At 62.5% G+C, this 25,916-nt stretch carries 18 protein-coding genes; 9 read left to right on the plus strand and 9 right to left on the minus strand.

All coding sequences use genetic code 11. The features are described 5' to 3' along the window. Positions 1–14 precede the first annotated feature (14 nt). The 4 genes from ACZ1JY_RS04640 to ACZ1JY_RS04655 are packed head-to-tail and all read left to right on the plus strand — an operon-like array spanning position 15 to position 4,192. Positions 15–491 carry a (2Fe-2S)-binding protein gene (locus tag ACZ1JY_RS04640; RefSeq protein WP_465130522.1) on the plus strand — a complete coding sequence of 159 codons (477 nt, stop codon included), beginning with the start codon at positions 15–17 and terminating at the stop codon, positions 489–491. Then, positions 488–2,650 (plus strand): xanthine dehydrogenase family protein molybdopterin-binding subunit, encoded by a 2,163-nt coding sequence (locus tag ACZ1JY_RS04645; protein ID WP_465130523.1) that lies wholly within the window; start codon positions 488–490, stop codon positions 2,648–2,650. The genes ACZ1JY_RS04640 and ACZ1JY_RS04645 overlap by 4 nt, the downstream gene beginning before the upstream one ends. A 10-nt stretch (positions 2,651–2,660) precedes the next feature. Then, a complete protein-coding gene (locus ACZ1JY_RS04650; RefSeq protein ID WP_465130524.1) occupies positions 2,661–3,635 on the plus strand; it encodes an XdhC family protein in 975 nt (324 codons plus the stop codon). Then, on the plus strand, positions 3,632–4,192 hold the full coding sequence (locus ACZ1JY_RS04655; protein ID WP_465130525.1) for a nucleotidyltransferase family protein: 561 nt from the start codon (positions 3,632–3,634) through the stop codon (positions 4,190–4,192). Before ACZ1JY_RS04650 ends, ACZ1JY_RS04655 begins: the two co-directional genes overlap by 4 nt. On the opposite strand, the gene ACZ1JY_RS04660 is transcribed toward ACZ1JY_RS04655, so the two are convergent. From ACZ1JY_RS04660 to ACZ1JY_RS04670, 3 genes are all read right to left on the minus strand, one after another. Then, positions 4,180–6,306 carry a penicillin acylase family protein gene (locus ACZ1JY_RS04660; RefSeq protein WP_465130526.1) on the minus strand — a complete coding sequence of 709 codons (2,127 nt, stop codon included), beginning with the start codon at positions 6,304–6,306 and terminating at the stop codon, positions 4,180–4,182. The genes ACZ1JY_RS04655 and ACZ1JY_RS04660 overlap by 13 nt on opposite strands. A gap of 80 nt (positions 6,307–6,386) precedes the next feature. Continuing rightward, positions 6,387–7,316: a response regulator transcription factor gene (locus tag ACZ1JY_RS04665; RefSeq protein ID WP_118073609.1), complete on the minus strand. Its 930-nt coding sequence runs from the start codon at positions 7,314–7,316 to the stop codon at positions 6,387–6,389. Continuing rightward, on the minus strand, positions 7,306–10,713 hold the full coding sequence (locus ACZ1JY_RS04670; RefSeq protein ID WP_465130527.1) for a hybrid sensor histidine kinase/response regulator: 3,408 nt from the start codon (positions 10,711–10,713) through the stop codon (positions 7,306–7,308). The genes ACZ1JY_RS04665 and ACZ1JY_RS04670 overlap by 11 nt, the downstream gene beginning before the upstream one ends. Positions 10,714–11,262: 549 nt before the next feature. On the opposite strand from ACZ1JY_RS04670, the gene ACZ1JY_RS04675 reads away from it, so the two are divergent. Beyond that, positions 11,263–13,662 carry a TonB-dependent receptor gene (locus tag ACZ1JY_RS04675; RefSeq protein ID WP_118073607.1) on the plus strand — a complete coding sequence of 800 codons (2,400 nt, stop codon included), beginning with the start codon at positions 11,263–11,265 and terminating at the stop codon, positions 13,660–13,662. Positions 13,663–13,763: 101 nt separating this feature from the next. On the opposite strand, the gene ACZ1JY_RS04680 is transcribed toward ACZ1JY_RS04675, so the two are convergent. Beyond that, positions 13,764–15,326 (minus strand): sulfotransferase family protein, encoded by a 1,563-nt coding sequence (locus tag ACZ1JY_RS04680; protein WP_465130528.1) that lies wholly within the window; start codon positions 15,324–15,326, stop codon positions 13,764–13,766. A 122-nt stretch (positions 15,327–15,448) separates the two neighbouring features. Here ACZ1JY_RS04680 and ACZ1JY_RS04685 point away from each other — a divergent pair, with 122 nt between their 5' ends. From ACZ1JY_RS04685 to fumC, 3 genes are read left to right on the plus strand one after another with little or no spacing between them, the layout of a single operon-like run. Then, positions 15,449–15,637: a DUF3008 family protein gene (locus ACZ1JY_RS04685; protein ID WP_168904733.1), complete on the plus strand. Its 189-nt coding sequence runs from the start codon at positions 15,449–15,451 to the stop codon at positions 15,635–15,637. 4 nt (positions 15,638–15,641) lie between these two features. Beyond that, positions 15,642–16,052 (plus strand): low affinity iron permease family protein, encoded by a 411-nt coding sequence (locus ACZ1JY_RS04690; RefSeq protein ID WP_118073605.1) that lies wholly within the window; start codon positions 15,642–15,644, stop codon positions 16,050–16,052. Between the two features lie 12 nt (positions 16,053–16,064). After that, complete coding sequence (gene fumC, locus ACZ1JY_RS04695) at positions 16,065–17,441, plus strand: class II fumarate hydratase (RefSeq protein WP_465130529.1); 1,377 nt, start codon at positions 16,065–16,067, stop codon at positions 17,439–17,441. 30 nt (positions 17,442–17,471) lie between these two features. Here fumC and ligD read toward each other — a convergent pair whose 3' ends face one another. After that, on the minus strand, positions 17,472–19,997 hold the full coding sequence (gene ligD, locus ACZ1JY_RS04700) for a DNA ligase D (RefSeq protein ID WP_465130530.1): 2,526 nt from the start codon (positions 19,995–19,997) through the stop codon (positions 17,472–17,474). A gap of 3 nt (positions 19,998–20,000) precedes the next feature. Continuing rightward, positions 20,001–20,852, minus strand: a complete 852-nt coding sequence (ku, locus tag ACZ1JY_RS04705) for a non-homologous end joining protein Ku (RefSeq protein WP_465130531.1) — start codon at positions 20,850–20,852, stop codon at positions 20,001–20,003. Between the two features lie 272 nt (positions 20,853–21,124). On the opposite strand from ku, the gene ACZ1JY_RS04710 reads away from it, so the two are divergent. After that, entirely contained in the window at positions 21,125–21,538 is a 414-nt protein-coding gene (locus ACZ1JY_RS04710) for a hypothetical protein (RefSeq protein WP_168904604.1), read from the plus strand. A gap of 3 nt (positions 21,539–21,541) precedes the next feature. Here the strand turns inward: ACZ1JY_RS04710 and ACZ1JY_RS04715 are convergent, their stop codons facing one another. From ACZ1JY_RS04715 to ACZ1JY_RS04725, 3 genes are read right to left on the minus strand one after another with little or no spacing between them, the layout of a single operon-like run. Next, complete coding sequence (locus ACZ1JY_RS04715) at positions 21,542–22,597, minus strand: hypothetical protein (RefSeq protein ID WP_465130532.1); 1,056 nt, start codon at positions 22,595–22,597, stop codon at positions 21,542–21,544. Beyond that, positions 22,594–25,146 (minus strand): fimbria/pilus outer membrane usher protein, encoded by a 2,553-nt coding sequence (locus ACZ1JY_RS04720; protein ID WP_465130533.1) that lies wholly within the window; start codon positions 25,144–25,146, stop codon positions 22,594–22,596. Before ACZ1JY_RS04720 ends, ACZ1JY_RS04715 begins: the two co-directional genes overlap by 4 nt. Positions 25,147–25,150: 4 nt before the next feature. Then, complete coding sequence (locus tag ACZ1JY_RS04725) at positions 25,151–25,900, minus strand: fimbria/pilus periplasmic chaperone (RefSeq protein ID WP_346766733.1); 750 nt, start codon at positions 25,898–25,900, stop codon at positions 25,151–25,153. Positions 25,901–25,916: the final 16 nt, after the last annotated feature.

The following is a 25,916-nucleotide window of genomic DNA, read 5'->3' on the forward strand; positions in this document are numbered from 1 at the left end:
AAGGATTTCAGGCGATGAGCATTTCCCTCACCGTAAACGGCCGCAAACGCGTGGTGGAGGCGGAGGCCGACAAACCCCTGCTCTGGGTCCTGCGCGAAGACCTTGCCATGCCCGGTACCAAGTTTGGCTGCGGCGCGGGGCTGTGCGGCGCCTGCACCGTCCACCTCGATGGCGATGCCGTCCGCTCTTGCCAGACGCCGATCGCCGATGCCGCCGGCAAGTCGATCACCACGATCGAGGGCGTCGGCCTCAACGAGCTTGGCAAGCGGGTGCAGGATGCATGGGTCGCGCTCGACGTGCCGCAGTGCGGCTATTGCCAGGCCGGGCAGATCATGTCTGCCACCGCCCTGCTCAAACAGAATCCCAAGCCCACGCCCGAGGATATCGACGGCTGGATGAGCGGCAATATCTGCCGCTGTGCCACCTACATGCGCATCCGCGCCGCCATCCGCACCGCCGCAGGCCTCCCTGCCGAGGAGACCGCAGCATGAGCGACCAGATCGCCCTCTCCCGCCGCTCCTTCATCGCCGCCTCGCTGGCAGGCGGCACGGCGCTGACGCTTGACGCTTCGGTCGTTCTCGCCGCTGCAACGGCCACCGCACCCGCCGACGTCCTCAACGCCTTCGTGCGCATCAATGCCGATAACACCGTAATCATCGGCGCAAAGAACCCGGAAATCGGCCAGGGCGTGAAGGTCATGCTGCCGATGCTCATCGCCGAGGAAATGGACCTCGCTTGGGAGCAAGTGCGCATCGAGCAGACCGACGCGAACGAAAAGATCTACGGCGTACAGACCGCTGGTGGCAGCACCGCGACACCGCGCAATTGGCTGCCCATGCGCCAGGTCGGCGCCGCCGCCCGCGCCATGCTCGTATCTGCCGCAGCAAAGAAGTGGGGCGTCGATCCGGCCACCCTCACCACGGCCAAGGGCGCCGTGATCCAGGCCTCCTCCGGCAAGAGCCTGACTTACGCCTCGCTCGCCAAGGCAGCCGCCACCGAAACTCCGCCCGATCTCGCCAAGGTCCAGCTGAAGGATGAGAAGACCTTCACGATCATCGGCAAGTCCAAGCCTGGCGTCGACGTTCCGAAGATCGTCAAGGGCGAGCCGCTTTACGGCATCGACACCAGCCTCCCGGGCATGGTTCACGCCGCCATCGTCAAATGCCCCGCCCACGGCGGTACGGTTGCCTCGTTCGATGACGCGGCGGTCAAGGCCATTCCCGGCGTGCTCGGCGTCGTCGCCGTCAACAGCGGCTTCGTTCCGCAGGGCAAGTCCGACACGGTGGTCGTGATCGCCGACAGCTGGTGGAAAGCCAGCAAGGCGCGCGAGAAGCTCACCGTGAAGTGGGACGATGCCGCCGTCACCGGCTTCTCTACCGGAAAATACGAAGCCGACGCTGCCAGGATCGTGGCCACTGCGCCGCAAGCCAGCCTGTTCAAGGCCGGCGATGCTGACGCCACGCTCGCCAAGGCGGCAAAGGTCGTCAAGGCAGACTACGAATACCCGTTCCTCGCCCACGCATCGCTCGAACCGCAGAACTGCACCGCGATGTTCCAGAACGGCAAGCTCGAGATCTGGGCACCCAGCCAGGCCCCCGCAGGTGGAGCTGAGGAAACCGCCAAGCTCTGCGGCCTGACCACAGACGATCTGACTATCCACATGACCCGGATCGGCGGTGGCTTCGGCCGTCGCCTGATGAACGATTACATGGTCATAGCCGGTCAGGTCGCAAAGGCCATGCCCGGAAAGCCGGTGAAGGTCCTTTACGACCGCACCGACGATTTCCGCCATGATTTCTACCGCCCCGCCGGCTGGCACCGCTTCACCGCCGGGCTCGATGCCAATGGCGCTCTGACCGCGCTCAAGGACCACTTCGTCACCTTCGGCAAGGACGGCAAACCGATCCGCGCAGCACAGATGGCGCCGAGCGAGTTTCCCGCTCCGGTCGTGCCCAACGTCGACCTCGGCGTCAGTTACATGGCCACCAACCTCGCCACCGGCTGGCTGCGCGCCCCCACCTCGAACGCCATGTCGTTCGTGTGGCAGTCGTTCATGGATGAGGTTGCCGAAGCTGCCGGGCTCGATCTCCCCGAATTCATGCGCCGCACCCTCGGCGCGCCGCGCGAGATCCCGGGCGAACGCGTCAAGTTCCACACCGGCCGCGCGCGCGGCGTGATCGACGCCGTGTGCAAGTCCGCCGGATGGCAAGGCCGCAAGAAGGGCCGCGGCTTCGGCTTCTACTTCAGCCACCTTGGCTATTTCGCCGAGATCGTCGATCTTTCCATGAAAGACGGCGCTATCCAGATCGACAAGGTCTGGGTGGCCGGCGATATCGGCGCACACGTCATCAATCCGATCAACGCGCTGAACCAAGCGCAAGGCTGCGTGATCGACGGGATTGGCCAGGCGCTCGTCGGTCAGAAGATCGTGCAGGAGAACGGTGCGATCACTGCCGAGAATTTCGGTGATTTCCCGCTCATGCGGATTGATGCTGCGCCACGTGAAATCGCGGTCGAGTTCGTAAGGACCGACTTTGCGCCGACGGGTCTTGGCGAACCAGCGCTTCCCCCGGTCATCCCGGCACTGGCGAACGCGATCTACTCGCTCACCGGAAAACGGCATCGCCGCCTACCTCTGGAGCTGATATAGCCCGCGACGCATGGTCGCGACGACTCCCTCAGACATTCTTCGCTTTCTGTCCGCTCGTGCGGATGAAGGCGTGGAAACAGTGCTCGTCACTCTGGTCGCTGTGATCGGCGGTTCGTCGCGCGGCATCGGCACGCAAATGGCCGTCGCGGCAGACGGTCGGCGGCTGGGCTCGTTCTCGGGTGGGTGTATCGAAGACGCCGTGGTGGCGGAGGCATTGGAAACGCTGTCCGACGGCTGGGGGCATGTCGTCCGCTACGGAATCGGTTCACCCTATATCGATCTGCGCCTGCCTTGTGGCGGCGGCATAGATCTTCTGTTCACGCCGCGCCCGGCCACCGCGTCGATCCGCACGGCTCTCGATCTGCTGGAAGCGCGCCAGCCAGCTGCGCTCCGATTGGAATGCGATCGCGTCACCGTCGCAGGCGACGTGGAGGAAGTGCTATGGAATGGCGAGAGCCTGACCCATTGCTACCAGCCAGCCTTGCGCATTCATGCGTTGGGCCAAGGTGAGGATCTCACGGCTTTTTCCAGACTGGCCAATGCGTTCGGCGCACAAGTTCACGCACTATGCCCAGACATCGGCACTTGCATGGACCTTGCTGCTCTCGGTATCGCTACCACCCACATCCCGGTGCGAACGACCCTCCCGTTGACCGCGTCCGATCGCTGGTCCGCCATCGTCTTCCTGTTTCACGGGCGCGATTGGGAAGAACATCTGCTGCCGCAGGCGCTTGCACTACCCGCCTTCTATCACGGCGCGATCGGCAGTCGGCGCACGCACAGCGCAAGGCTTGAGGCCTTGCAGGCGAGCGGCGTGCCTAAGGAGCACATCGCGCGTTTGCGAGGCCATGTCGGGCTGATCCCGGCCACCCGCGATCCGGCAACGCTCGCCATATCGCTGCTCGCCGAACTGGTGGCCGAATACAACACTCTCGCACATTGGACTTACTGGACAGGAGAATCCCTGGCCCAAGCAGACCAATGACAGCCGCTGACATCGTCGTCATTTTCCTCGCTGCCGGGCGCGGGAGTCGCTTCGGCGGTGGCAAGCTTGCTGCGACGCTGGCAGGCAGGCCATTGGCCCGGCATCTCGGCGACCGTCTCGCCGCCTTGCCGTTCAGGCGAAAGCTGATGATCTGCTGCGAGGCCACGCCCGAAGTCGAAGGCTTTGAAAGGCTTGCGCTCGCTCCCCCCGGCGCCCCCCTTTCCCGCTCGATCGCCACCGGCATTGGCGAAATTCCCAACGCACCCGCCGCCCTGATTGCCTTGGCAGACATGCCGCTCGTACCGACCAGCCATATCGAAAATCTCGTTCGTGCGTTCGATGGCGATCGCATGGCCACCTGCGTTGCCGAGCGGGCGATGGTGCCTGCCATATTCGGCTCGCGGCATTTCCCGGCCTTGCTCTCGCTGCAAGGTGATCGCGGAGCCGCAGCGTTGCTTCTCGGCGCCCCCGCCATCCCGCTGGAGCAACAGCTTGCCCTTGATGTCGACACGCCCGAAGACCTTGCACAAGCCGAAGCGATCATTCAGGGGCGATAGGTCTTCTCGATATGCCCCTTGATGTCTTCGGGGTAGAAGTAGACCGCCCGCATCTGTCCTGACACATAAAGTTCGGCCTGATCGTTGAAATGGGGTGCCCCTTCGCGTCCGCTTGCGCCGCCCGATGAGACCGCCAGCGCCTTGACCCTCGGGCCGAACTCGACCACGGCGACAAAGCTGTTGCCGCTGGTACCGTACCACCGCCTTGTTCCCGGATATTGCTTCGTCCCGAACGATGCCAACGAACCCCAGCGGGCCGAGGAGAACGCCACCGGTAGGCTCGGCTTGTTGTCGTCAAAAGGCTGAATGATGTCCGAAGTTGTACGCTGATAGCGGTTGACCTCGCTCCAGGGTACTTGCCACCCGCCAAAGTCGTCCTCCAAGCGCGCAACAGCACGTGCCAGCGCCGCCGTGCGCTGCTGCTCCGTCGTCGCGCGCATCGCGGCGAAGACGTTGCCTGTGCGGGGCAGCGTGCGGCGCACCCCAGCCTCCAGTTCGTCGCCCCAATAGTGCGCAAGGCTCATGGCCTGCGAACCTGCCGACCACCGCCGGTCCCAGCCCTTGAGCAGCGCAACCGGTCGGCTCAGCGGATCTGTGGCAGCAACCTGCGGCAACCCTGCAATCAGGTCGTCGAACAGCGGCATGTGCGGATCGTAAGCGAGCGCACGCAGGCTTTCGAGATCGAGCCCCTGCGCCTTGTCCAGCAGTTCTAGCGCATGGTCGCCGCGCGGATTGGCCCCGACCTGGTCGAACGTCGCCGGCCAGCGCGCCGGGTCGAACGTTCCCTCGCCTGCCGCTCGCCACGGCGCATCGTTGGAATTGTAGACCCAGCCTGACTGCGGATTTACCACGTCGGGCCGCTCTTGGGGCCCATAAAGACCCTTCCAGTCAGCACGGAAGTCGCTCCCGTCCACCGGCGCGCGATAGTCGAACCGTGCATCGCGGCGTGGCGCAAACTGTGGCATGAGCAGCGCGATATTGCCCTTGCCATCGGCATAGAGCGTGTTGTTCGATGAATTGGCGCGAAACTCCCCAATCTTGAGGAACTCTGCCTGGTCACGCGCCTTGGTGCGCAACCACGACTGGCCGAGCGCGGCCACCGGCCTGTGCATGAGGGACAGCGCGATCCAGTCCGGGCTGTCGCCGGATTCGGCTCGCACGATCGGCCCATGTTCGCTGGCATAAGTCGTGAAAGTCCGCTCCCCGAAGCTGCCATCACCCTTGCGAAACCGCAGGGTGACGGGCCGTTTGACGAACGGCTTCAGGACATTGCCACGCCTGTAGAACCACGCATCGCCCTTGCGCGAGACCTGTTCGACAAACTCGTCGACATTGTCCGCCCCGCTGGTCGTGTGCATCCAGCCGAGCTTCTCGTTGAAGCCCTGATAGATGAAGAATTGCCCCCACGTGGAGGCGCCATAGGCGTGCAATCCTTCCCCGCTCTTCATTTCAAGCTCGGACCGGAAGAACAGCGAGGTATGCGGGTTGATGAGCAGCAATGCGTTGCCATTGGCCGTGCGTTTGGGCGCTATCGCGATCCCGTTCGAACCGCGCGGCTCGTCATCCCGCACCATTTCCCTGGCCAGCGCCAAGGGGCTTGCTTCACCGCCGTAAAACGCAGCCAGGGGTTTGAGTGCTGCCTTCTCGATGTCCCCGCCGATCGATCCTTCGGTAAAGGAAAGCGCCATCCACGGCTCGAACCGGGTCAGGACTTTCGGCCTGTCTTCCGGGTGGGTCGCGATGTAGTGGTTGAGCCCAGCCGCCCAGGCATCCATCAGCTTGCGCAGCCAGGCCGGTGAAGCGGCATAGTCGCGTTTGAGCGCGTCCGGATCGATCCACAACCGCTGTCGCAGGTCCTGCCACAGGAAGTCTTCGCCCTCTGCCTCGGCCCGCCGCCCCAGCGCGGTCAGCAGGTTCGCTTCGATGCGCGGGAAATCGTCCTCGGCCTGCGCGTAGATTGCACCGAATACCGCGTCGGCATCGGTCCTTCCCTCGACATGGGCGATACCCCAATCGTCGCGGGTTATCGTGACGTCATGGCTGCTTGCAAGTGCAGGCCGAGCGACCGCAAGCAAAGCCAGCAAGGCGCTGCGGGAAAGGGCTCCAAAGGTCATCTGCCTAGCCTAGCGCCTTTCCCGCAGCATGGCGAAGGAAGAGAGCGGGACCCTTCGCCAATTCGCTATCACCCAATATCTCAGGCAATCGTCCGCACCGCGAAAGCCGCCGCCGCCGCGCGTGTCTCGACGCCCAACTTCTCGAAAACCTGCTCAAGATGCTTGTTCACCGTGCGCGGGCTGATCCCCAGGATCTCGCTGATCACGCGGTTGGGCTTGCCATAACTGATCCACAGCAGCACCTCGGCCTCGCGCTGGGTCAGGCCATAACGGTCGCGCAGGCGCTCCAGGTCGGCCCCTTCGCGGATCAGGTTCAACCGCACCAACACTTCGCGCCCCTCGCCGTCGTCGCGACGCACTGGTCCAACAAGAACCAGTTCGATGACTTGCGCCCCCGCCTCGAAACGCAGGGTTGCATCCGGATTGTCGCGCTGCGAAATCAGGCGGGCAACCGGCCCGGCAAAGTCCGGCGGCAGGCGGTCTCCACCGCCCATGCTGGACATCAGGTGCTCCACCTGCGGCGTTGCCCAGAGCAGTTGCCCCGCACGGTCCACGGCAAACAGGTGCCGCCCCGTGGCATCGAGCGCGGACCGCCCCGCCTGCGAAACCCGCGCACCCGCAAGATGCACCCGCATCCGTGCCAGCAGCTCCTCGATCGCGATGGGTTTGCGGACATAGTCCACGCCGCCTGCGTCCAGCGCCCGAACCGCATGCTCGGTCTCGGTAAGGCCGGTCATGAAGATCACCGGGATGTCGGCCAGGCGCGGCTGCTTCTTGATCGCGCGCGTCGTGTCGAACCCATCCAACCCCGGCATGATCGCGTCGATCAGGATCAGGTCCGGCGCGACATGTTCCAGCAGTTCCAGCGCATTCTCGCCATTCGTGGCGATCAGCACGGTCATTCCAGCCCGCTCGATCGTGTCGATCAGGAAATGCAGGGACTCAGGATTGTCATCGACGACCAGCACTGTGTCGCGCCCTGCCTGCCCGGCAATCGCATCATTGAACATGGACGACGCCTCGTCGGAGGGCTTCGCGCAGGCCCTTGAAATCGAAGCATTCGAGACTGGAACGAAGGTGTGCGACGAAGCGGGCTGCATCGGGGACGGCATCCTCAAGTTCGGAAAGGCGGGTCTGGATCGCGCGGACATTGCCAATCCGCGCGAGGCTCTCGATTTCAGGTACGAAGGGCAGTGCGGCAGCTGGCAAGTGCAGCTCGACCGTCGAGGCCGGGGCCGATTTTCGCGGGCTGCCGTCCTGCACGGTCCAGGTAAGGTCCAGCTGCCATGACAGGGCATCGAGCAGACTGTCGAGCTCGATCGGCTTGGTCAGGAACATGTCGTGCGGATCGTGTCCATCGCCACCCCGCCTGAACTGGTGCGCGTCGGCCGAAACCATGACGATCCGCAAGGAGCCGCCATGCGCCGCCCGCAGCACGGCGGCGGTCTCCCAGCCAGTCTTGCCGGGCATCGAAATGTCCATGAACACGATGTCCGGCCGCGTCGCCGCCGCCAGCGCTATCGCCGTGTCCCCGTCGCGCGCACCGGTCACCACGAAGCCCAGCGGGCGCAGCAGGTTCTCGATGACCGAGGCCTGCGCTGCATCGTCGTCCACCACCAGCACCCGGCGCCGCTCGCCTTCATACCCGGTGATCACGTCCGCGCGATGGCTCTGCACCGGTTGCGTCACCGGCCGCGAAAGCATCAGCCGCAGCGCAAACCGCGTGCCCTTGCCGAGCGTGCTGTCGACCGTCAGGTCCCCACCCATCACATGGACCAGCGTCGAGGTGATCGCGAGGCCAAGACCGATCCCCGGCTGCCCTGCCACGGAATTGCTGTTTCCCCGCTCGAACGCGCCGAAGATGCGGTCCATGTCCTCGGGCGCAATGCCGATGCCGGTGTCGATCACCTCGAACGTCGCGATCTCGCCGCGCCAGCCGATGCGGAACGTCACCGCGCCTGCCGGCGTGAACTTGATCGCATTCGAGATCAGGTTGATCAGCACCTGCCGCAACCGCTTCTGGTCGCCCCGCACGAACTCGGGCAACTGCTTGGGCGTCTCCAGCCGGAACGTCAGCCCCTTGGCCTGCGCCTGCGGGCGGAACATGTTGGCGATCTGCTCGACGAACGCCGGCAGCCGGATCGTATCGCGCGACAGCCGCAGCACGCCCGCCTCGACCTGCGCAATATCGAGCAGCCCGTCGACCAGGTTCGAGAGGTGCTCGCTCGACCGGCAAATGACCTTGCCCACCTCGCCCGGGTTGAGGTCGCTCCCCCGCTCCAGCAATTGCGCATAGCCATAGATCGAATTGAGCGGCGAGCGGATCTCATGGCTCACCGAAACGAGATAGCGGCTCTTGGCGGCATTGGCGTTCTCGGCCACCTCGCGCGCCTTCTGCAGCGCAGCGTCGGTCGCTTCATGCGCGACGATTTCCTGCTCCAGTTCCGCCAGATGCCGCCGCGTCTCGTCCAGCGCGGCACGCCGGCTTTCATGCGCCAGCACGATGAACCACGAGCCCACGCCCGACATGAAGAAGAACACCAGGAACACCGCAAACAGGATCGACCAGACATGGGTCGAAAGCGCCGGATAGTATCGCGCATACTCGCGCCCGATCAGCCCCAGCACCAGCATGTTGGCCAGCGTGAAGGCGCCTGCCACCCCCACGAAATGCCCGGTCGTGGTATGGACATGGCGCGCCAGGACGCGGGGCAGCAGGCGCTCGGCGATGTTGGTGAACTGTTCCGTGGCGCGGGAACCCTGCTTGCAAGCGTCGTGGCAGCGCGTCTCCAGAGTGCAGCACAGCGAACAGATCGCGCCTGAATAGAACGGACAATGCGCGGTATCGGCTCGCTCGAACGTATTCTCGCAAATCACGCAGACGACCCGCGCCGGAGCCCCGGCCACTCTCTTGCGAGCAAGGTAATAGCGCCCATGCGTAAGCGCAGCGAGCAGCGGCGCGGCAAGGCAAGCCACGACCAGCCCGATCACCGGCGAAAAGGCCTGCGCCACCTCCCCCGCAAACCCCAGCTGGCACACCGCCGATGCGATCAGCGAAAGCAGCATGGCGCCGATGCCGACCGGGTTCACGTCATAAAGATAGGCCCGCTGAAACTCCGGTTGGTCCGGCTTGAGCCGCAAAGCCCATGATACCACCAGGTCCGCGCCAAGTGGCCCGATCCAGCTCGCCGCGAGGCTTGCGTAAAGGATCATCACCACGTCGAACGAACGGGTAATGCCGAAGAACAGCAGCATGGCTGCAAGTCCGACATTGAACAGCAGCCAGACGTGCCGCGAGGAGTACCCTTGCGTCAGCCGCGCAAACAGGTTTGACCATGCCACCGAACCGGCAAAGGCGTTGGTCAGGTTGGCGCGCGTCTGGCAGACTACTGCGAACAGCAACACCAGCAGCACCCCCAGCTCGCGGCTTCCTGCGATCGCGGCGAAGGCCTGCACATGGATGCGGCTGACTGATTCCGCAGCATCGGGCGCAATCCCCCGGCCAACCGCCCAAGCCGCCAGCACTCCGCCGATCGCCATTTTCAGGCCGCCAATGACAACCCAGCCCGAACCGCCAAGCAGCACCGCGCTCCACCACCGCTTCGCCCCGATCTGCTCCGGCGGGGGCAGGAAGCGAAGATGCCCGGCCTGCTCGCCGATCCGCGGCAGCAGCGACAGCATGACCGAAAGCGCAAAGCCGAACGAAACAAGGTCAGAGCGTGGCGCATAGACCCCGTTGAACCCGCTCCACACCTCTCCCACGTCGCCGATGTTCCAGGCAATGTAGGCAACCGGCACAAGTTGCAGCGCAATCCACAGGGGCTGCGTCCGCGCCTGGAAGCGGGCGATGAAACGCATGCCCTGGATGGCCAGCGGCACCACGACAAAGGTCGAAACGAAGTACCCGAGTTCGAGCGGCAAGCCCGTCGCCTGCCGGAGCGCATTGGCCAGAATGCTCGCCTCAAGCGCGAGCAACAGGAAAGTGAAAGTGGCGTAGATCAGCGTGCTGATGGTCGAACCGAGATAGCCAAAGCCGTTCCCGCGCGAGATCAGATCGACGTCGATCCCTCGCCGCGCAGCATTCAGGGTTATCGGAAGCCCGATCAGGAACAGGATCAGGCAACCGGTGACAATCGCCGCAATGCCGACCTTGAGCCCGTAGAGCAGGGTGATCGCGGCCCCGATTGCCTCGTAGACCAGCGACGAACTCGTCCCCAGCGCCGCAGCCACCACGCGTGAGGCCGGCCCCTGCCGTGCCTGTGCGCCGGTATGGCGATGCGCGAAGTCATCAAGCGTCTGGACTGCCGCCCACTGGTTGTAAGATCGGCGCTCGGGAACGATCGTGGTGGAGCGCGACATGCCCGATGCAGCCGCTCGCCCCGCAGAATCCAGCCTGGCTCGTTCCATATGAGCGATAGTGGCCAAGACCGCGCCGTCCGAGGATGGGCCGATCTACGTACACCCAAGGGTCAGGACCCACTACTCGCACCTTCGAGGTTTGAGGCAAAATGGCCCAGCGCCCCGCTAATTTTGAAATGGGCGGATGGGCGCGGGAATAGTGGTTCTATTTCAAGCTCATCCAACGCAGCGATGGGCCATTTTGGTCAAATCCCTGTGGGACGCCGGAATGGCTTCCATCTCGAACGGAAATCCGCATGGAAAGGCAACCAGCCTTCCCGGCGCGCATTTCCGCCCGATATATTCGCCATTCCGGCGCCTCGAAGGTGTGAGTAATGGGTCCTGACCCAAAGGTGCGAACTCCCATCGGTGGCCGCGGCAGTACGTCAAATGACCCATAGTCGCGCCGCATGCAGCGGTTAGCTTTGCCCCATTCCGGATCGACCACCGGGGAGAAATGCATCGGCGCTGTGAACAGAGCTCAAGCCAGAGCCACCGCTCCACCGATGATGAGGGTGACTGAAGCCACAAGATACAAAACAACAAAGTGAGGGTTTCATGACGTTTTCCCTGAAGCGCGCAGCGCTCCTCTCGGCCAGCGCACTGGCCAGCATCGCGGCTCTTCCTGCTGTCGCACAGGAAGCCCCGGCCCCCGACAGCGCGGAAGCCGCAGAGGCCGGTGGTGCCGGCAACGAAATCATCGTCACCGCTACGCGCCGTGCGGTCTCGCTTCAGAATGCGCCAATCAACATCTCCGCCGTCACCGCGGAAAGCCTCAAGGACCAGCGCGTCGACGACGTCCGATCGCTCGCGGCCTTCACGCCAGGCGTCACGATCCAGGATACCGGCCCGCGTTCGACCGGCAGCATCGTCATGCGCGGTCTTTCGGCCAGCGACAGCAGCACTTTCGGCGCCAATGGTGACAACACCCTCGCCACCTACCTTGGTGAAATCCCGCTCTACCAGGACTTCAAGTTCATCGACATGAACCGCGTCGAAGTCCAGCTCGGGCCGCAAGGCACGCTCTACGGCCTCGGCACTCTCGCAGGCGCCATCCGCTACATTCCCAACCGTCCTGACCCGGACCGCTGGGAAGGATTGTTCCACGCCCGCGTCTATGACGTCGCCCATGCCAAGGATCCCGGCTTCGTCGTCGATGGCGTGGTCAACGTTCCGATCATTCCGGGCAAGGTCGCCTTCCGCTCCGCCACCGGCTACTACAACGATCCGGGCTTCATGGACTACATCTACCTGCTCAAGCAGCCGGGCGTGTCCAATCCCCAGCCTGCCCGGCCCGGCACTTTCTTTGGCCCCATCGGCACGCCGCAGCAGATCGCTGACAACTTCTACACTTACGCCGACGCCAACTTCGAGCACACCTTCACCAGCCGCAACCAGCTGGGTCTCTATCCCTTCGATGGCCTGAAAGTGACGCTCAGCTACGTCCGCCAGCAGACCGACACCAATGGTCGGCAAGCGAACGGCGGCGGGGTATTCGGCACCGGCAAGTACGAAGCCCCATGGCGCTATCTCGAGCCGGCCAAGCGCACGACTGACCTCTATGCCGCTGAAATAGAAGCGGAACTGGGTGACATCGCCCAGCTCGTTTCCGCCACCGCCTTCACTCGTCAGAAATTCAAGAGCTCGGTCGACGTTACCGACCTGCTTCTCGATCTCGATTACGACTACGAACTGTTCCCCGCCTTCTCGGGCTATACCCGCTCGAATGGCGAGAATGAGCAGTTCAACCAGGAAGTCCGCCTGGTCTCCACCCACGGCGGTCCGTTCAGCTGGGTGCTCGGCGGCTTCTACAATCGCTTGAAGACCAACTCAGACTACCGCGAAATCGTCCCCGGCTATCCCGCCTGGGCCGGGATAAACCGTCCTGACGAAGTCGAATACGCATCCTTCGTCCGCACCGATACGAAGGAAAAGGCTGTATTTGGTGAACTCACTTTCCAGCCGATCGACGCCCTCACGCTGACTGCAGGCGGTCGCTACTTCAACTATGACGCCTACGTGATCGGTGGCCAGGCACTCCCGCTGTTCCAGCCTTTCCCCAATATCAACTTCCGCTCGCGCGAAGGCGATACCGGCAAGAGCGGCAGCGTCTGGAAGTTCAACGGTTCGTACAAGTTCTCGCCTGATCTCATGGTCTACGCGACCTACAGCAAAGGCTATCGCATCGGTGGCGTCAACCGCGTCGCTCCTTGCGTCCTGCCCCTGCCACCGGGCCAGAATCTCTGCGCTCTTCCGAACGAGCTGTCCTACCAGCCAGATACCACCAAGAACAAGGAAATCGGCATCCGCGCCAGCCTGTTCGATGGCAAGCTACGCACCACGCTCGCGCTCTTCCACATTGATTGGGACGGTATCCAGCTGGATGGCCTGACCGAGAACGGCGCCATCGGCATCACCGTCAACGGCGGCAAGGCCGTATCGAAGGGCGTCGAGTTCTCGTTCAATGCCCGCCCCTTCGAAGGGTTCAGCGTTCAAGGCAACTGGTCCTACACCGATGCTTACCTGACGGAAGCCGTACCTGCCTTGCTAAAGACCCGGGGTGGCGAATTCGATGCCCTGCCCGGAGATCGCCTGCCCGGCTCGACCAAGGTTTCCGGCTCTCTCGGCCTCAATTACGAGTTCCCGGTCGGCGAAGACCAGATGACGCTGAGCTGGACCTCCAGCTTCACCGGCAACATCTTCACCCGCGTCGGAGCGCGTGCCGGCGGCGAGATCCTGCCCTCCTACACCACGCACCGCGCCTCGATCGCCTACCGTCTCGACGAGACGCTCGAGTTCCGCGTCTACGCCGACAACATCTTCGACAAGTACGCCGTGGTCTCGGTCTCGAACGACCTGTCGCGCCGAATTGTAAACGATGGCGTCGTCTCGCGCTATTACGCCAACTCGGTGCTCAGCCCGCGCAAGGTCGGCATCGAAATGACCAAGAACTTCTGACGTTTACGCCGGCCTGCTGCGGCAGGCCGGCACCAGTTCCTGCGAAGACTGGGCCGCCGCTCGAAAGACCGGCGGCCCTTTTTTCGTGCACTTCAGGAAAATCAGTCGAGCGGAATGCCGTTGACGAGGAAGTAGTCCTTCACCTCGCCAAGGTGCTTCTCGTAATCGCGCCAGCGACCGACGGAGCGTGCATTCATCGGCTGGCGCACCTGCTGCGCGCTCGGCGTGGCAACCGCAGCGCGATTGCGGTGAAATTCCAGACAGTTGGCATCCCACTCCAGCCCGCAATGGCTCAGGAGCTTGCGGGTTTCCGTCTCCTGGTCCGCCACCAGCCATTCATAGGTAACTTCATGAATTCGGCCCGGAAAACGCTGACGCCAGAACCCCATCAGGCGCTGGAACAGCAGCACATAGCGCGCCGTGTCCATCAGGTCGTAGGACCAGCGATAGTAGGGCGAGCCGAGCGCGAACAGGTGCTTGTAGTTGCTCCACACACTGTCCATCGCCCCGCGCCGCAGGCAGACGATGCTCGCGCGCGGCAGCGCCTGAAGGATGTATCCAACATACAGGAAATTCAGCGGAAACTTGTCGGTGAACCGAGGGCCGGCGGCCCCGGCGTTCTGGCGTGCCCGGGCGAGATAAAGCTCCCCCAGCTTCTGCGCCGAAACGCCTCGGCTCGCCTCCACCGTCGCCGGATCGAGCACCAGCCGCGATGATGTCCCGGACAACTGCTTCACCGCCAGCGGCATGGCCTGAAGCTCCCCGGCCGAAGTCACCTCCGCATGTGACGAGAGGATCCTGTCAACCAGCGTCGTCCCGGTGCGAGGCAGGCCGACGACGAAGATCGGTGCTTCGTCAAGGCGGCTGTCGGACATCAAGGGCAGGTCGCGAACGAAGGTGCGGCGGATGATCTCGAACAGTGCCTGATCAGTCTCGAACTGGTAGCCGAGGTTGGCCCTGTGCCTCGCGTTGCCCAGGGAGAGTTGCGCGTTTGCCTCGTCGAGTTGCCCTTCTGCCTCGTGGAGTTGGAAAGCAGCGTAGCGCAGCCTGACTTCCTCTTCGGGGTCGGGATTCTGCGACAGGGCCGCGGCAATCCGGGTGAGGCCTGTTTCCGGGGAAGTACGGCGCAGTCCCGCCAATGCAAGATGCGCCCGGCCATGTCCCGGCTCGCGCGCGAGTATGGCTTCATAGGCCCGCGCCGCCTCGTCAACCCGGCCGAAGAATCCCAGGGTGCTGCCAAGATTGAACTGGAATTCAATGACATCCGGGGCAGATCTTACGGCTGTTTCGAACAGGGGCAACGCCTCGTCATGCGCCCCGAGCCGCGCAAACACGCAGCCGATAGTATCCAGCACCAGCGGATCTGAACTTCCTGCAGCCACAGCCGCCCGCGCCGTGGCAAGGGCATCGGCCTCTCGCCGTGCCAGCAGAAAAAACCGTGCCTGTTGAGCAAGATACTCGGCATTTTCGGGTTCGGCCTTGAGCACTGCACCAATGGCCTTGAGCGCGTCGGCCACCCGCCCGCTCTCTGCCAGAGCGACGGCGGCGACAAAGCCCGCCTCCACATCACGGGGATCGGCCCGGAGCGCCTCTCCCGCCTTGGCCAAGGCCTCGGTAATTCGCCCTGCCCCCAGAAGCTCGCGCAAAGATGTGCCCACCGCCATTGCCGAAGCCTAGCTTCACGCGCGAAGGCGAGCGCTACGCAAATTGGCGCAGTTACCGGCCAAGCATCCGGAACGGTGGACCTGCCCGAACGTTCACGTCGGGAACCATTCGGAGAATGACGATGCCAGCCAAATCAGCAGCCCAGCAGAAGGCCGCCGGCGCCGCACTATCGGCCAAGCGAGGCGAGACGGACAAGAATGACCTCAAAGGGGCGTCACGATCAATGGAAAAATCTATGACCGAGAAGGAGTTGGAGGAGCTTGCCGCGACACGTCGCAAGGGTAAGCCAGAGCACGTGCGCAAGGACTGATCCGGTGGAACAGGCTTTCACCGCCATCGCCAACCGGGTTTCCGGATGGGCCGGACGCCCCGCAACCTTCGTCATCGCGCTCGCCATCATCATCGGCTGGGGATTGAGCGGCCCGTTATTCCAGTGGAGCGACACCTGGCAACTCGTCGTCAACACCGGCACCACGATCATCACATTCCTCATGGTTTTCCTGATCCAGAACAGCCAGAACCGCGACGCTGCCGCGATGCAGGCAAAGCTGGACGAGCTTATCCGCGCTGTCGACAAGGCTCGCGAAGGCTTTGTCGGCATCGAACATCTGACGGATGATGAAATCTGCCGACTGCGATCCGCGCTTGAACGCGAAGTTGGTGCATCAGCCGACAAGCAGGGTACAGCAAACGAGACAGTGGAGCGACTGCTCGACCGCACCTGACCGGAGAAGCGTATGCAGCGTATCGAGAGCGACAGTCTGGGCGAAGTCCGGGTCCCGGCCGAAGCCTACTGGGGCGCGCAAACACAACGCAGCATAGACAATTTTCCGTTCGGTTCCATGGAGCGGATGCCCTTGGGCATTGTGCATGCGCTGGGTATCATCAAACAGGCAGCCGCCAGGGTAAATCGTCGGCATGGACTGGATGCCAGGCTCGCCAACGCCATAGAGCAGGCTGCTGCCGAAGTGTCCTCAGGAAAACTTGATGAGCACTTCCCGCTGGTGATCTGGCAGACCGGAAGCGGCACGCAAACGAACATGAACGGGAACGAGGTCATCGCCGGGCGCGCCAACGAGATGCTTTGCGGTGAACGCGGCGGCAAGAGTCCGGTGCACCCCAACGATCACGTGAATATGGGGCAGTCCTCGAACGACACCTTTCCCACCGCGCTGCATGTGGCGGCGGTGGAAGCGCTGAATAGTGCGCTGATCCCGGCGCTGGACAAGCTTTCCGGTGCGCTTGCCGGTTGTGCGATTGCCTGGAAGGACCTGGTCAAGATCGGGCGCACCCACCTGCAGGATGCCACGCCTTTGACGCTTGGCCAGGAGTTTTCAGGCTACGCGCAGCAATTGCGCAATGCGCACGATCATCTACGGCACGCAGAACTTCACCTGCTTCGCCTGGCGCAGGGCGGCACCGCTGTTGGCACAGGCCTCAATGCGCCGGCAGGATTTGCTGAGGACATTGCTGCGGAGATTGCGGTTCTGACGGGAAAGCCCTTCAGCACGGCGCCGAACAAGTTCGAGGCGCTCGCCTCCAATGATGCGCTGGTGCAACTATCGGCCACGCTTTCGACGTTGGCGGTTGCGCTGACAAAGATAGCCAACGACATCCGCCTGCTAGGCTCCGGTCCCCGATCCGGCATCGGAGAACTGGAGTTGCCAGCCAACGAGCCTGGTAGCTCAATCATGCCCGGAAAGGTCAACCCGACACAGGCCGAGATGCTGACGATGGTTTGCGCGCAGGTGATCGGGAACCACCAGGCCGTGACCGTTGGAGGAATGCAGGGGCATCTTGAACTCAATGTTTTCAAGCCGATGATCGGGGCAGCGGTGCTGCGCTCCATGCACCTGCTGACGGTCGGGATGGAAAGCTTTGCAAAGCGCTGTGTCGAGGGGATCGAACCCGATCGGCGGCGCATCGCAGAGCTTGTCGAACGCTCGCTCATGCTTGTGACTGCGCTGGCCCCCGAGATCGGCTACGACAACGCCGCCAAGATCGCCAAACATGCCCATGAGCATGATCTAAGCTTGAGACAGGCGGCGCTGGCGCTCAATCTTGTAGACGAAGCGACGTTTGATCGCCTGATCCGTCCGCAAGAAATGGTGTGACCCAACGGTTCTTCGACGATCCGGTTGGGCCTAGACGTCGGGCAGGGACTGCTCTGCCACACCCCACCCCCGCAGCAGTTTGCCCTCGCTGCGCTTCAGCAGGGCGGCCGCATCTGAAATGGTGAAAGCGCTGGCCCTCTCGAAATCATCGAGTTCGTTCCAGTCGATGGGCGCTGCAACCGGGGCGTTGGCGCGTGCGCGGGCGGAATAGGGCATGACTGCGGTGCTGCCGCGCTGGTTGCGCAACCAGTCGATAAAAATGCGTCCCTTGCGCTTGGCCTTGCTCATGTTGGCAACGTAGCGCTCCGGCTCTGCCATCCCCAGGGCCTTGGCAAAACGCTCGGCAAAGCTGGCGTGTGCTTGCCAGGAATGATCGCGGCGCAGGGGGATGACGACGTGCACGCCCTTCCCACCCGAAAGCATCGCAAAGCTTACCAGACCGAGATCGGACAGGCGCGACCGGATATCCTTCGCTGCGCGTTTCACGTCCGCAAAATCAAGCCCCTCGTCAGGGTCCAGATCGATGACCATGCGGTCTGGCGCTTCGACATCGTCAGTCCGGGCGCACCAACCGTGGAATTCAATCGTGCCCATCTGGACACACGTGAGAATGCCCGCAGCATCGCCGACATAGAGATAGTCTTCGCTATCGCCATCCTTCTCGCGGATCGGGACATGATGGACATGTTCGCCGAACGAGCCGCTATCATGCTTCTGGAAAAAGCACTGCTTCGCCCTGCCCTGCGGACACCGCACGAGGCTTAGCGGGCGATTGGCAAGAAACGGGAGCATCGCTGGAGCAAGCTGTGCGTAGTAGTCTGCCAGATCACCCTTGGTCTGACCGCTTTCGGGAAAGATCACGCGCGAACGGTTGCTGATGCTGATGATTTCCTTCGGGTTCTCGATCCGCACAGGTTTCTCGGGCGTCACGTCCTCGGCCTTCTTGTCTTCACGCAAACCGACGAAGCTGGCGTGGCGGACCCTTCCTTCACCGGTGAACTCGGCAAAAGCGATCTCGGCGACGAGCACTGGCTCGAGCCATGACGCGCCACGGGCTTCAGTCTTGGGCACTTCGAGTGCGCGGTCTTCCCGTCGCAACGGTTCAAACCGGGCGGCCAGTTCGTCAAGCAGTTCTTCATTGAACCCCGTGCCGACCTTGCCCTTGTATACCAGCGCATCACCTTCCCGCTGTGCCAGCAGAAGCGAGGCGAAGGGGCGGCGGCGGGCACTCGATTTTGTCATGCCGACAATGATGAATTCCTGGCGCAGGATACATTTGACCTTCAGCCAGTTCTGCGTCCGCTTTGGCAGATAAGGCGCATCGGCCCGCTTGGCGATGATGCCCTCCTGCCCGGCACGGCACATTGCCTCCAGCAGCTTCTCACCCCCACCAATGATGTGATCGGCGACATGGATTGGCGGAGAAGCTTCGGCCAACAGGCCGGACAGCCGCTGCTTGCGCTCCACATTGGATAGTGGTTTCAGGTCCTCGCCATCGAGTTCAAGGAGATCGAACGCATGGAAGGAAAGAGCATCGCCTTCGCCCTGTTCGCCATGGCCTCGCTTCAGCACGGCTTGCAGGCGCGAGAAATCCGGGTTGCCCTCGGCGTCCGATGCCGTGATCTCGCCATCGATCAGGCATGACGGCAGATCGAGGCTAGCGAAGTGGCGGATCAGGGGAGAGAACTTCTCGGACCAATCGAGGCCACTGCGGGTAAACACCCTGACGTCCTTGCCCTTTGCAGCGATCAGCGCCCGATACCCGTCGAACTTGATCTCATGAAGCCATTGGCGCCCTTCGGGGACACTGTCGACCAGAGTTGCAAGCTGGACGGGTTGAAACGCTGGCAGTGGTGCTGCACCGCGTTTCTTGCCTGGTGCCTGCGCCTTCGTCATCCGCGCATTGTGCTTGGCTGCCGCTTGCATCTCGGCGGTAAAGTCTTTTCCCCGCTTCCCCTTCAACGAATGGCTGGAGCGCTTGTCGGCGGCAATCTCGGCCATGGTCCGGCCGGTAAGCACGCTGGTGAGAGCACGTTCGACGAGAAGATCTCCCTGCGCGGCAAATGCGTCATCAATCTTGCGCAGCAACCAGTTTTCGCGCTTCTCGTTGCCCCGCTTCTTCAAGCGGATGAGCAGCCATTCGCCCTTCATTCTCTGCCCGACGAGACGAAAGTGCAGATGCCCGTCTAAAAGGTCCTTGGCGCTTTTGCCCTTAATCGGCTCCCAGGTTCCGCGATCCCACAGCATCACGGTCCCACCACCATACTCGCCCTCGGGAATGGTACCTTCGAACTCGGCGTAGCTTAGCGGGTGATCCTCGGTCTGCACCGCAAGGCGCTTGTCTTCCGGATCAGGGCTGGGTCCGCGCGTCACCGCCCAGCTTTTCAGCACACCGTCAACCTCGATGCGGAAGTCCCAATGAAGCCGCGTGGCGTCGTGCTTCTGGACGATGAAGAGGTTGCCCGTCGTGCTCGATGCCTTCTTGCCCGAAGGTTCTCCGGTGCGGGTGAAATCGCGCTTGGCGTTGTAAGCTGCGAGGGGATCGCGGACGGCCATCGCTCAAGCCCGTTTCCGGCGTGACGGCGATGCGCGCTTTCGCGGCCTGCCCTCATCGGCATCTTCGTCGTGGCCGAGCGATTGCTTGAGCGCGGCCATCAGATCAATCACGTTGCCACCGCGCGGAGCCTCGTCAGCGTCGGGGTCCTCGATGATGCGCTCACCCTTTGCCTTGACCTTCTTGTCGATCAGCGCGTGGAGCGCGTCGACATAGCGATCATGGAACTTGTCGGGTGCAAACTTCGCGGTCTTCTTCTCGATCAGGCTGGCGGCCAGATCTAGCAGTTCGGGGTCGGCATCGCGCGCGGGAATGTCGCGGAACCAGTTATGGGCGCGCTGGACCTCATCGGCATAGCGCAGAACCTCGAGGATAAGGCCCCGGCCGCATGGTTTCAGTGAAACAAACTGTTCGCGTCCGCGGACCGAGAGCTGTCCCAACCCGACGGTTTTCGTCTGTCTGAGCGCCTCACGCAGGACGATGTAGGCATCCTCGGCAAGGTCATCGGCCGGCACGACGAAATAGGGCTTTTCGTAATAGAGAGCATCGATTTCATCTGCCCCCACGAACTGGACAAGCTCCAGTGTCTTGCGGCTTTCGATGCGAACGGACTCGATCTCCTCGTCATCAAGCAGGACGTAGTTGCCGCGGGACACCTCGTAGCCCTTGACGATCTCCTCGCGATCAACGGCACCTACGCCGGGCGCCACTTTCTCATAGCGGATGCGCTTGCCGCTGGGCTCGTGGATCTGATGAAAGGAAATGGCCGCACCGCTGCGCGTGGCCGGATAGATTTCGACCGGGATCGAAACCAGGGCAAGGCGCAATTGCCCTTGCCAGTATGCGCGAGCGGCCATGGCGGGCTTCCTTCCGGGTCATGACTGAAGCGCGAAATGGCGCCAGCTTCGTCTGGCTCTATGCGCGAATGGCCGCTGCGGTTCCCGCAGGCGAGGAAGGGACGTTCAGACTTTTCGAACGGCTTAGGTAATCAGACTTAGGGACGTCGCGGAGAAAAAACGCCGAAATCCCGCCATTCCTAAAGCTTTCCCGGAAATTGTTAACCAGAAACCGGAACCGGACGTTGGCGGCCACCGATGCATGATGCCTGAGTGTTAATGGAGATTGCATCATGATTTCTGGCAGGATGGTAGCTCTGGCGCTCGCCACGTTGGGTACGGTGGCCGCAGGTGGTGCGGTGCAAGCATCGCAAGGATCAGCTTCGATCACGATCACCGGGCAAGTGCCGCTGGTGTGCCGCGTTTCGGTGGACAACAGCGCCAGCGCAATGCTCAACGCCAATGGCAACAAGAGCGAACTCCGCGAGTTCTGCAATAACGGTGCGGGATATCGCGTCGTTGCGACCTATTCCAAGCAGCTTGCTGCGGGCCGGCTGATCGTAGACGGCCGCGCGATTGCCCTCGACGGTTCGGGCGAAGTCCTCATCAGTGACGTGGCTCACGCCGCCGCAAAAACGCGCTCGATAGCGATTGAAGCCAACGGCAAGGCAGCAGGCTCGATCCGCTTCCGTATCGAGCCACGCTGACTTTCACAGCGGGATGCTGCCGCAGTCCGTGGGCGCAACTGATCCAGCAACGAGCGGAGTGATCGTGACGACCAGGTTCTCCGAGTAGATCGGAGAGATCGCCTTGGTCGCTCCGCCGTCGATCAGAGTGCTCTGCACCGGCAAACGGTCTTCGATCGCATCGCCAATTCCGGCTCGGGCGCAGGTTTGGGTGATTGCCGACGTACTGGTTGGAGACCGGGTCTGCCCGAGGAAGCGGACCGAATAGCGGATCTGCTGACTCGTGTCCGTCGTCGAGGCGCCACCTGGGGTCAAGACAAACGGCTGGGCATCTCCCGGCATGACGCCGAGCGAGACCGTGTAAGGTCCGGAGCTTTGCACGCGAACGTGGTTTGACGGCGAAGTCTTTACAGTTGTCGCCTGGGCATCCGAGACTTGGGCAAGCTCGCCGAAATCGAGCGCAGTCCCAACGAAGCTTGCGCGAAGTGCGCTCAGGACATTCACGTTGATCGAGATGGCGGCCGCACTGTCGATCGGCGTCAGGACATCGTTCAAGCCGCCAGTGCCCTTGCAGACGTAGCGAATCCCGAACTGAATCAGGCCACCGGCGATCAGATCGACGTTGGCAGGCACGGTAACCCGCAGGTTGATCTGAAGCGTGTCCGGCTGGGCAGCCCCGCCGAACTGCACGGCAATCTGGCCCGTCTGAATATTGGAAATGGCCGGGAGATTGCTTGGCACCGCGTTGGAATCATACAGTACGTCAAAGTAGGTGCCACCGCCCGGCACAGTAGCCTGCACCTGATAGGCGGGGCTTCCTGCGGGCTTCGTCAATACGAAGTATGCTTCCTGCGTCTTCTTTCCGCCGCCTGCCGTAACGCGCGTAAGGGTCAGCGGAATATCAACCGATTGCAGCCCGGATGACGCAAACGGATCGTACTGGATGGATGTGCTTCCGCCGCTTCCGGTAACGCCGCAGTTCGACTGGGCGTAGGCGCCATTGGCACCAGCAATCATCAGGACAACTGCGGCCATAGCCAGGAACTTGCGCAGGCTTGACATGACGGTCCGAGTGATCATTTCTTTTCTACCGCCTTTATCTCCCCGAGCTGGACAACTCCCGTTGCCTTCTGGGGGATTTCGATTTCGAATGTGGAGCGTGCAGCGTCGAGCATTTCGACACGCCATTTTCCGGGTGCAAGGCCGGTCGCACCAAAACGGCCCTGGCGATTGGTGAACACGGTTTGCGCCGGCCGCTCCGGATGGGCGACTTCCGTGGCCGTGCCGCTGACCAGCGACACCGGCTGGCCGTCAAGATCGAGCATGACGCCGAGCGCTGTGACGTTGTAGTCGGAGCCAACGGTAACGACGTATCCGCTGCGGTATGACGGGAACACGCGGAAAGAACCTTGGCCGATATCAGTGCCCGGAGGCGCATCCCGAACATCGAGAGGCACAGTGCGCTCGGAATACGAAGGCAAGCTCGGCATGGTAGCCGAGCGCAAGCTCCCGCTATTGGCAGCGTTGCCGAAGGTTGACGCATCCACCACGATGTCGGCCTTGCCGAGGCTTCGGTGCGGCCGCACGATGGCGAAGCTGTCAAAGATGGGACGGCCAAGCGAAACCGCACCATCGGCAAGCGCCAGCGAGGTGCCCAAGCGGAAAGTGCTGCGCTGGTTCTGACTGTCACCGAAGCCGCGCGAATAGGTGCCGAAATGGCTGAAGCCAAGCTCTGCGCGATTGGCGAAATAATTGGCGTTGACCGAGACGCCTGCCCCATTGTCGGAGCGTTCAACATCGGCGGTGACGTTATAGCTGCCAACGCCGCTACCGCTGAGTGTCTGGTACGATGCGCGGAAGCGATTGTCGCGCGTATCAAAGTCGGAGCGGACAGTGGAATAGCGCCCCAGACGGACGATGAGCGAGACAAAGCCGCTGAACTCCCGGCCCAGCGTGTCTTCCTGATAACGCGCCTCTGCGTTAAGCGTTGCGCGGTCTGAAAATCGCCAACCCGCGCTCAGACGGTAGTTCTGAACATTGGGCCTGCCGGTCCGGCCTTTCGAAAACCGAACATCGGCGCCACCGAAGAAGCTTGTGGTGAAGGCATGGGTGTAACCACCACCCAGCTCGTACTTGTAAGGATTGTCTGGCAGAAAGAACGAGACAGGAGCGAAGCGGCGGCTCCGCCGTTCGACGAACAGGTTAAAGGTATCGCCGAGGCCGCTCGGTCGCTGGATCAGGCGCTGGAACGTGGCGTTGAAAGCATGTCCCGACCCGATGCCATCAACCTTGCTGAACGAGATGTTCGTGCCAAGCGTGCCGAACGGCGTGCCGACAACGGCTTCGACCCCGCCCATCCGGCTATCAGCGTCGGCCTGAAAGTTGACTCCAACAGTCAAGGCATCGGTCAGCCCTCGGCGATAATAGCCCGATGCAATCCAGTCATCGCTGTACCGCGGGCCGCGCGAACCGAGTGGAGCCTTCACGCCAGCGTAGAGGCCAAATTCGCTCAGACCCTTGGCGAGCTGCGTTTGATCGACAAACAGGTTGAACTGGACGACTTCCGTACGACCGGTGTCGTCAAGAATATTCAGGCGAATATCGTTGCCCCCCTGCGTGAAGGGGAAGTCTCGCAGATTGTAGTTGCCTGGAGCCAGTTGCAGACGACGGACCTGCTGACCATTGACGACGACCTCAACCGTGGATGCACGGTCGAGGCGAAAAGCGCGGTCACCACGCGGACGCACGACCTGTTGTGGATTGAGGACACTATAGGAACGAAAGATCGAAATCCCGGCGATGTCCGGCGCAGACTGAAAACCACGCGCCTGCGATTCAAGGTCGCCCGCAGAAATGCGCACCAGATGCCGGGTGTCATCAAACACGAAGCGACTGCCGAGCCTCTGGAAATCGCCGCCCAATGCTCCTGGCTGCCAGATCGCATCGCTTTCCGCGACGATCGGGCCAAGACGCAACGCGCCATCAACAAGCATGACCGGTTCGCGCAGTCCCTGATCAAACCCATCTTCGACCAGGTCCATCGAGCTGCGGAGATTGAGATAGGCGCTGAAGTTTGCAGGCTTCAGCAGTTCGCCAACCCGCGACCGATCGAGCGCCGAGACCGACACGGCCCGCGACGCACGCCGCTCTGTGGGAATGCTGAAACGCAGTTCCAGCGTGCGCGGATCGTAATCTACGCCAATGCCAACAGGGGCCAGATCTTCTGCACTGACTTGCGTCTTGCCGCCAAAGCTCGTCCGCAGGCCTTCCAGCACGTCAGGCGCAAGCAGTTCGGACAGGATCTGTATGACGCGAGCGGCCGGAAAAGTCAGGCGGTCGTCGACGTCGATCTGCACCGGGACGTCGCCGAGATAGCTACCACCGTCCTTGGCAGGCACCGTCAGAACCACCGCGCGTCCCGTCGGATTAAGCTTCTGCGAACGAAATGCCGGGGCTGGCAACTGCTCTGCCAGATTGGCCGCCGCAAGCTTTGTCGCTGGTGCAAGAGGAACGCGCATCCCGGCGCCATCGCGACCCGGTTCGAGCGTGTCCGCCCAGACGGCAGGAGCCCTGCCCGCAACAAGCAAGCTGGCTCCTATGGCGAAGATCTGCCGCGACCGGCCCTGCATGAGCTCAGCCCTCCGGTGTGATCGTCGCTTCAACCGTGCCAACGGCAAGCGGCAGTTCGACAGGAATAGTCACCTTGCGGGTCTGGTTACCGCCCACGAGGCCGAAGCCGATTGTCTGCTGGATTTCAGGACCAGAAAGTGTGCGCCGGAATTGCTCCTTCCCCGCCGCATCCTTTTCGACAATGCGCAACTTGCTGCCGCTAAGGTAACCGTGAACCGCAGAAGCATTCCCAACAGTCACGACAGCCACTGGCTTGCCGGCCCCGTCCTTGCCGACTTCGGCGCTTGTGACCTCCAGCTTCGGCTTTACGCCTGCAGGCGCAACGCTGGCGAGGACCTGGAAATTGTAGAGGATCTGAATCGCAGATTGGCCTTCGGGCAACTTTACCGGCAACTGTGCGACTGTCACATAGTAGTGCCTGCTGCCGGCGAGAGCCGGGTCGCCAACGTATTGGACGCGGAAAGTCTGGGTCTGGCCGGGATCGATAAGCGCTTGCGGCGGGAATACGAGAAGGTCTCCGGGATCCTTGCCGGTCGGTGAAACGCCGGTGTCGGTCAGGCGGAGTTCCTGCACGGTGAGCTCGACCGGCAGCGGACTGGCGAACGTGTTCTCGACCGTGATGACTTGCGACATGTCACGCCCGGAGGTCTTGAGATCGATCACGACCGGCTGCACCGTCATCGCCATGGTCGAGGCAGCCGGCAGCACCAGCGAAACGGCAGCAGCAGACAGAAACGAGACAATGGATTTCACGTGAAGTTCCCCCTGC

This window comes from Novosphingobium sp. BL-A-41-Hi4B-X5A (genome assembly GCF_055521705.1).

Bases quoted from the DNA above. Each gene is read 5' to 3' on its own strand.
- ACZ1JY_RS04640 (WP_465130522.1), top strand. From the start codon at position 15: ATGAGCATTTCCCTCACCGTAAACGGCCGCAAACGCGTGGTGGAGGCG.
- ACZ1JY_RS04645 (WP_465130523.1), top strand. From the start codon at position 488: ATGAGCGACCAGATCGCCCTCTCCCGCCGCTCCTTCATCGCCGCCTCG.
- ACZ1JY_RS04650 (WP_465130524.1), top strand. From the start codon at position 2,661: ATGGTCGCGACGACTCCCTCAGACATTCTTCGCTTTCTGTCCGCTCGT.
- ACZ1JY_RS04655 (WP_465130525.1), top strand. From the start codon at position 3,632: ATGACAGCCGCTGACATCGTCGTCATTTTCCTCGCTGCCGGGCGCGGG.
- ACZ1JY_RS04660 (WP_465130526.1), bottom strand. From the start codon at position 6,306: ATGACCTTTGGAGCCCTTTCCCGCAGCGCCTTGCTGGCTTTGCTTGCG.
- ACZ1JY_RS04665 (WP_118073609.1), bottom strand. From the start codon at position 7,316: ATGTTCAATGATGCGATTGCCGGGCAGGCAGGGCGCGACACAGTGCTG.
- ACZ1JY_RS04670 (WP_465130527.1), bottom strand. From the start codon at position 10,713: ATGGAACGAGCCAGGCTGGATTCTGCGGGGCGAGCGGCTGCATCGGGC.
- ACZ1JY_RS04675 (WP_118073607.1), top strand. From the start codon at position 11,263: ATGACGTTTTCCCTGAAGCGCGCAGCGCTCCTCTCGGCCAGCGCACTG.
- ACZ1JY_RS04680 (WP_465130528.1), bottom strand. From the start codon at position 15,326: ATGGCGGTGGGCACATCTTTGCGCGAGCTTCTGGGGGCAGGGCGAATT.
- ACZ1JY_RS04685 (WP_168904733.1), top strand. From the start codon at position 15,449: ATGCCAGCCAAATCAGCAGCCCAGCAGAAGGCCGCCGGCGCCGCACTA.
- fumC (WP_465130529.1), top strand. From the start codon at position 16,065: ATGCAGCGTATCGAGAGCGACAGTCTGGGCGAAGTCCGGGTCCCGGCC.
- ligD (WP_465130530.1), bottom strand. From the start codon at position 19,997: ATGGCCGTCCGCGATCCCCTCGCAGCTTACAACGCCAAGCGCGATTTC.
- ku (WP_465130531.1), bottom strand. From the start codon at position 20,852: ATGGCCGCTCGCGCATACTGGCAAGGGCAATTGCGCCTTGCCCTGGTT.
- ACZ1JY_RS04710 (WP_168904604.1), top strand. From the start codon at position 21,125: ATGATTTCTGGCAGGATGGTAGCTCTGGCGCTCGCCACGTTGGGTACG.
- ACZ1JY_RS04715 (WP_465130532.1), bottom strand. From the start codon at position 22,597: ATGATCACTCGGACCGTCATGTCAAGCCTGCGCAAGTTCCTGGCTATG.
- ACZ1JY_RS04720 (WP_465130533.1), bottom strand. From the start codon at position 25,146: ATGCAGGGCCGGTCGCGGCAGATCTTCGCCATAGGAGCCAGCTTGCTT.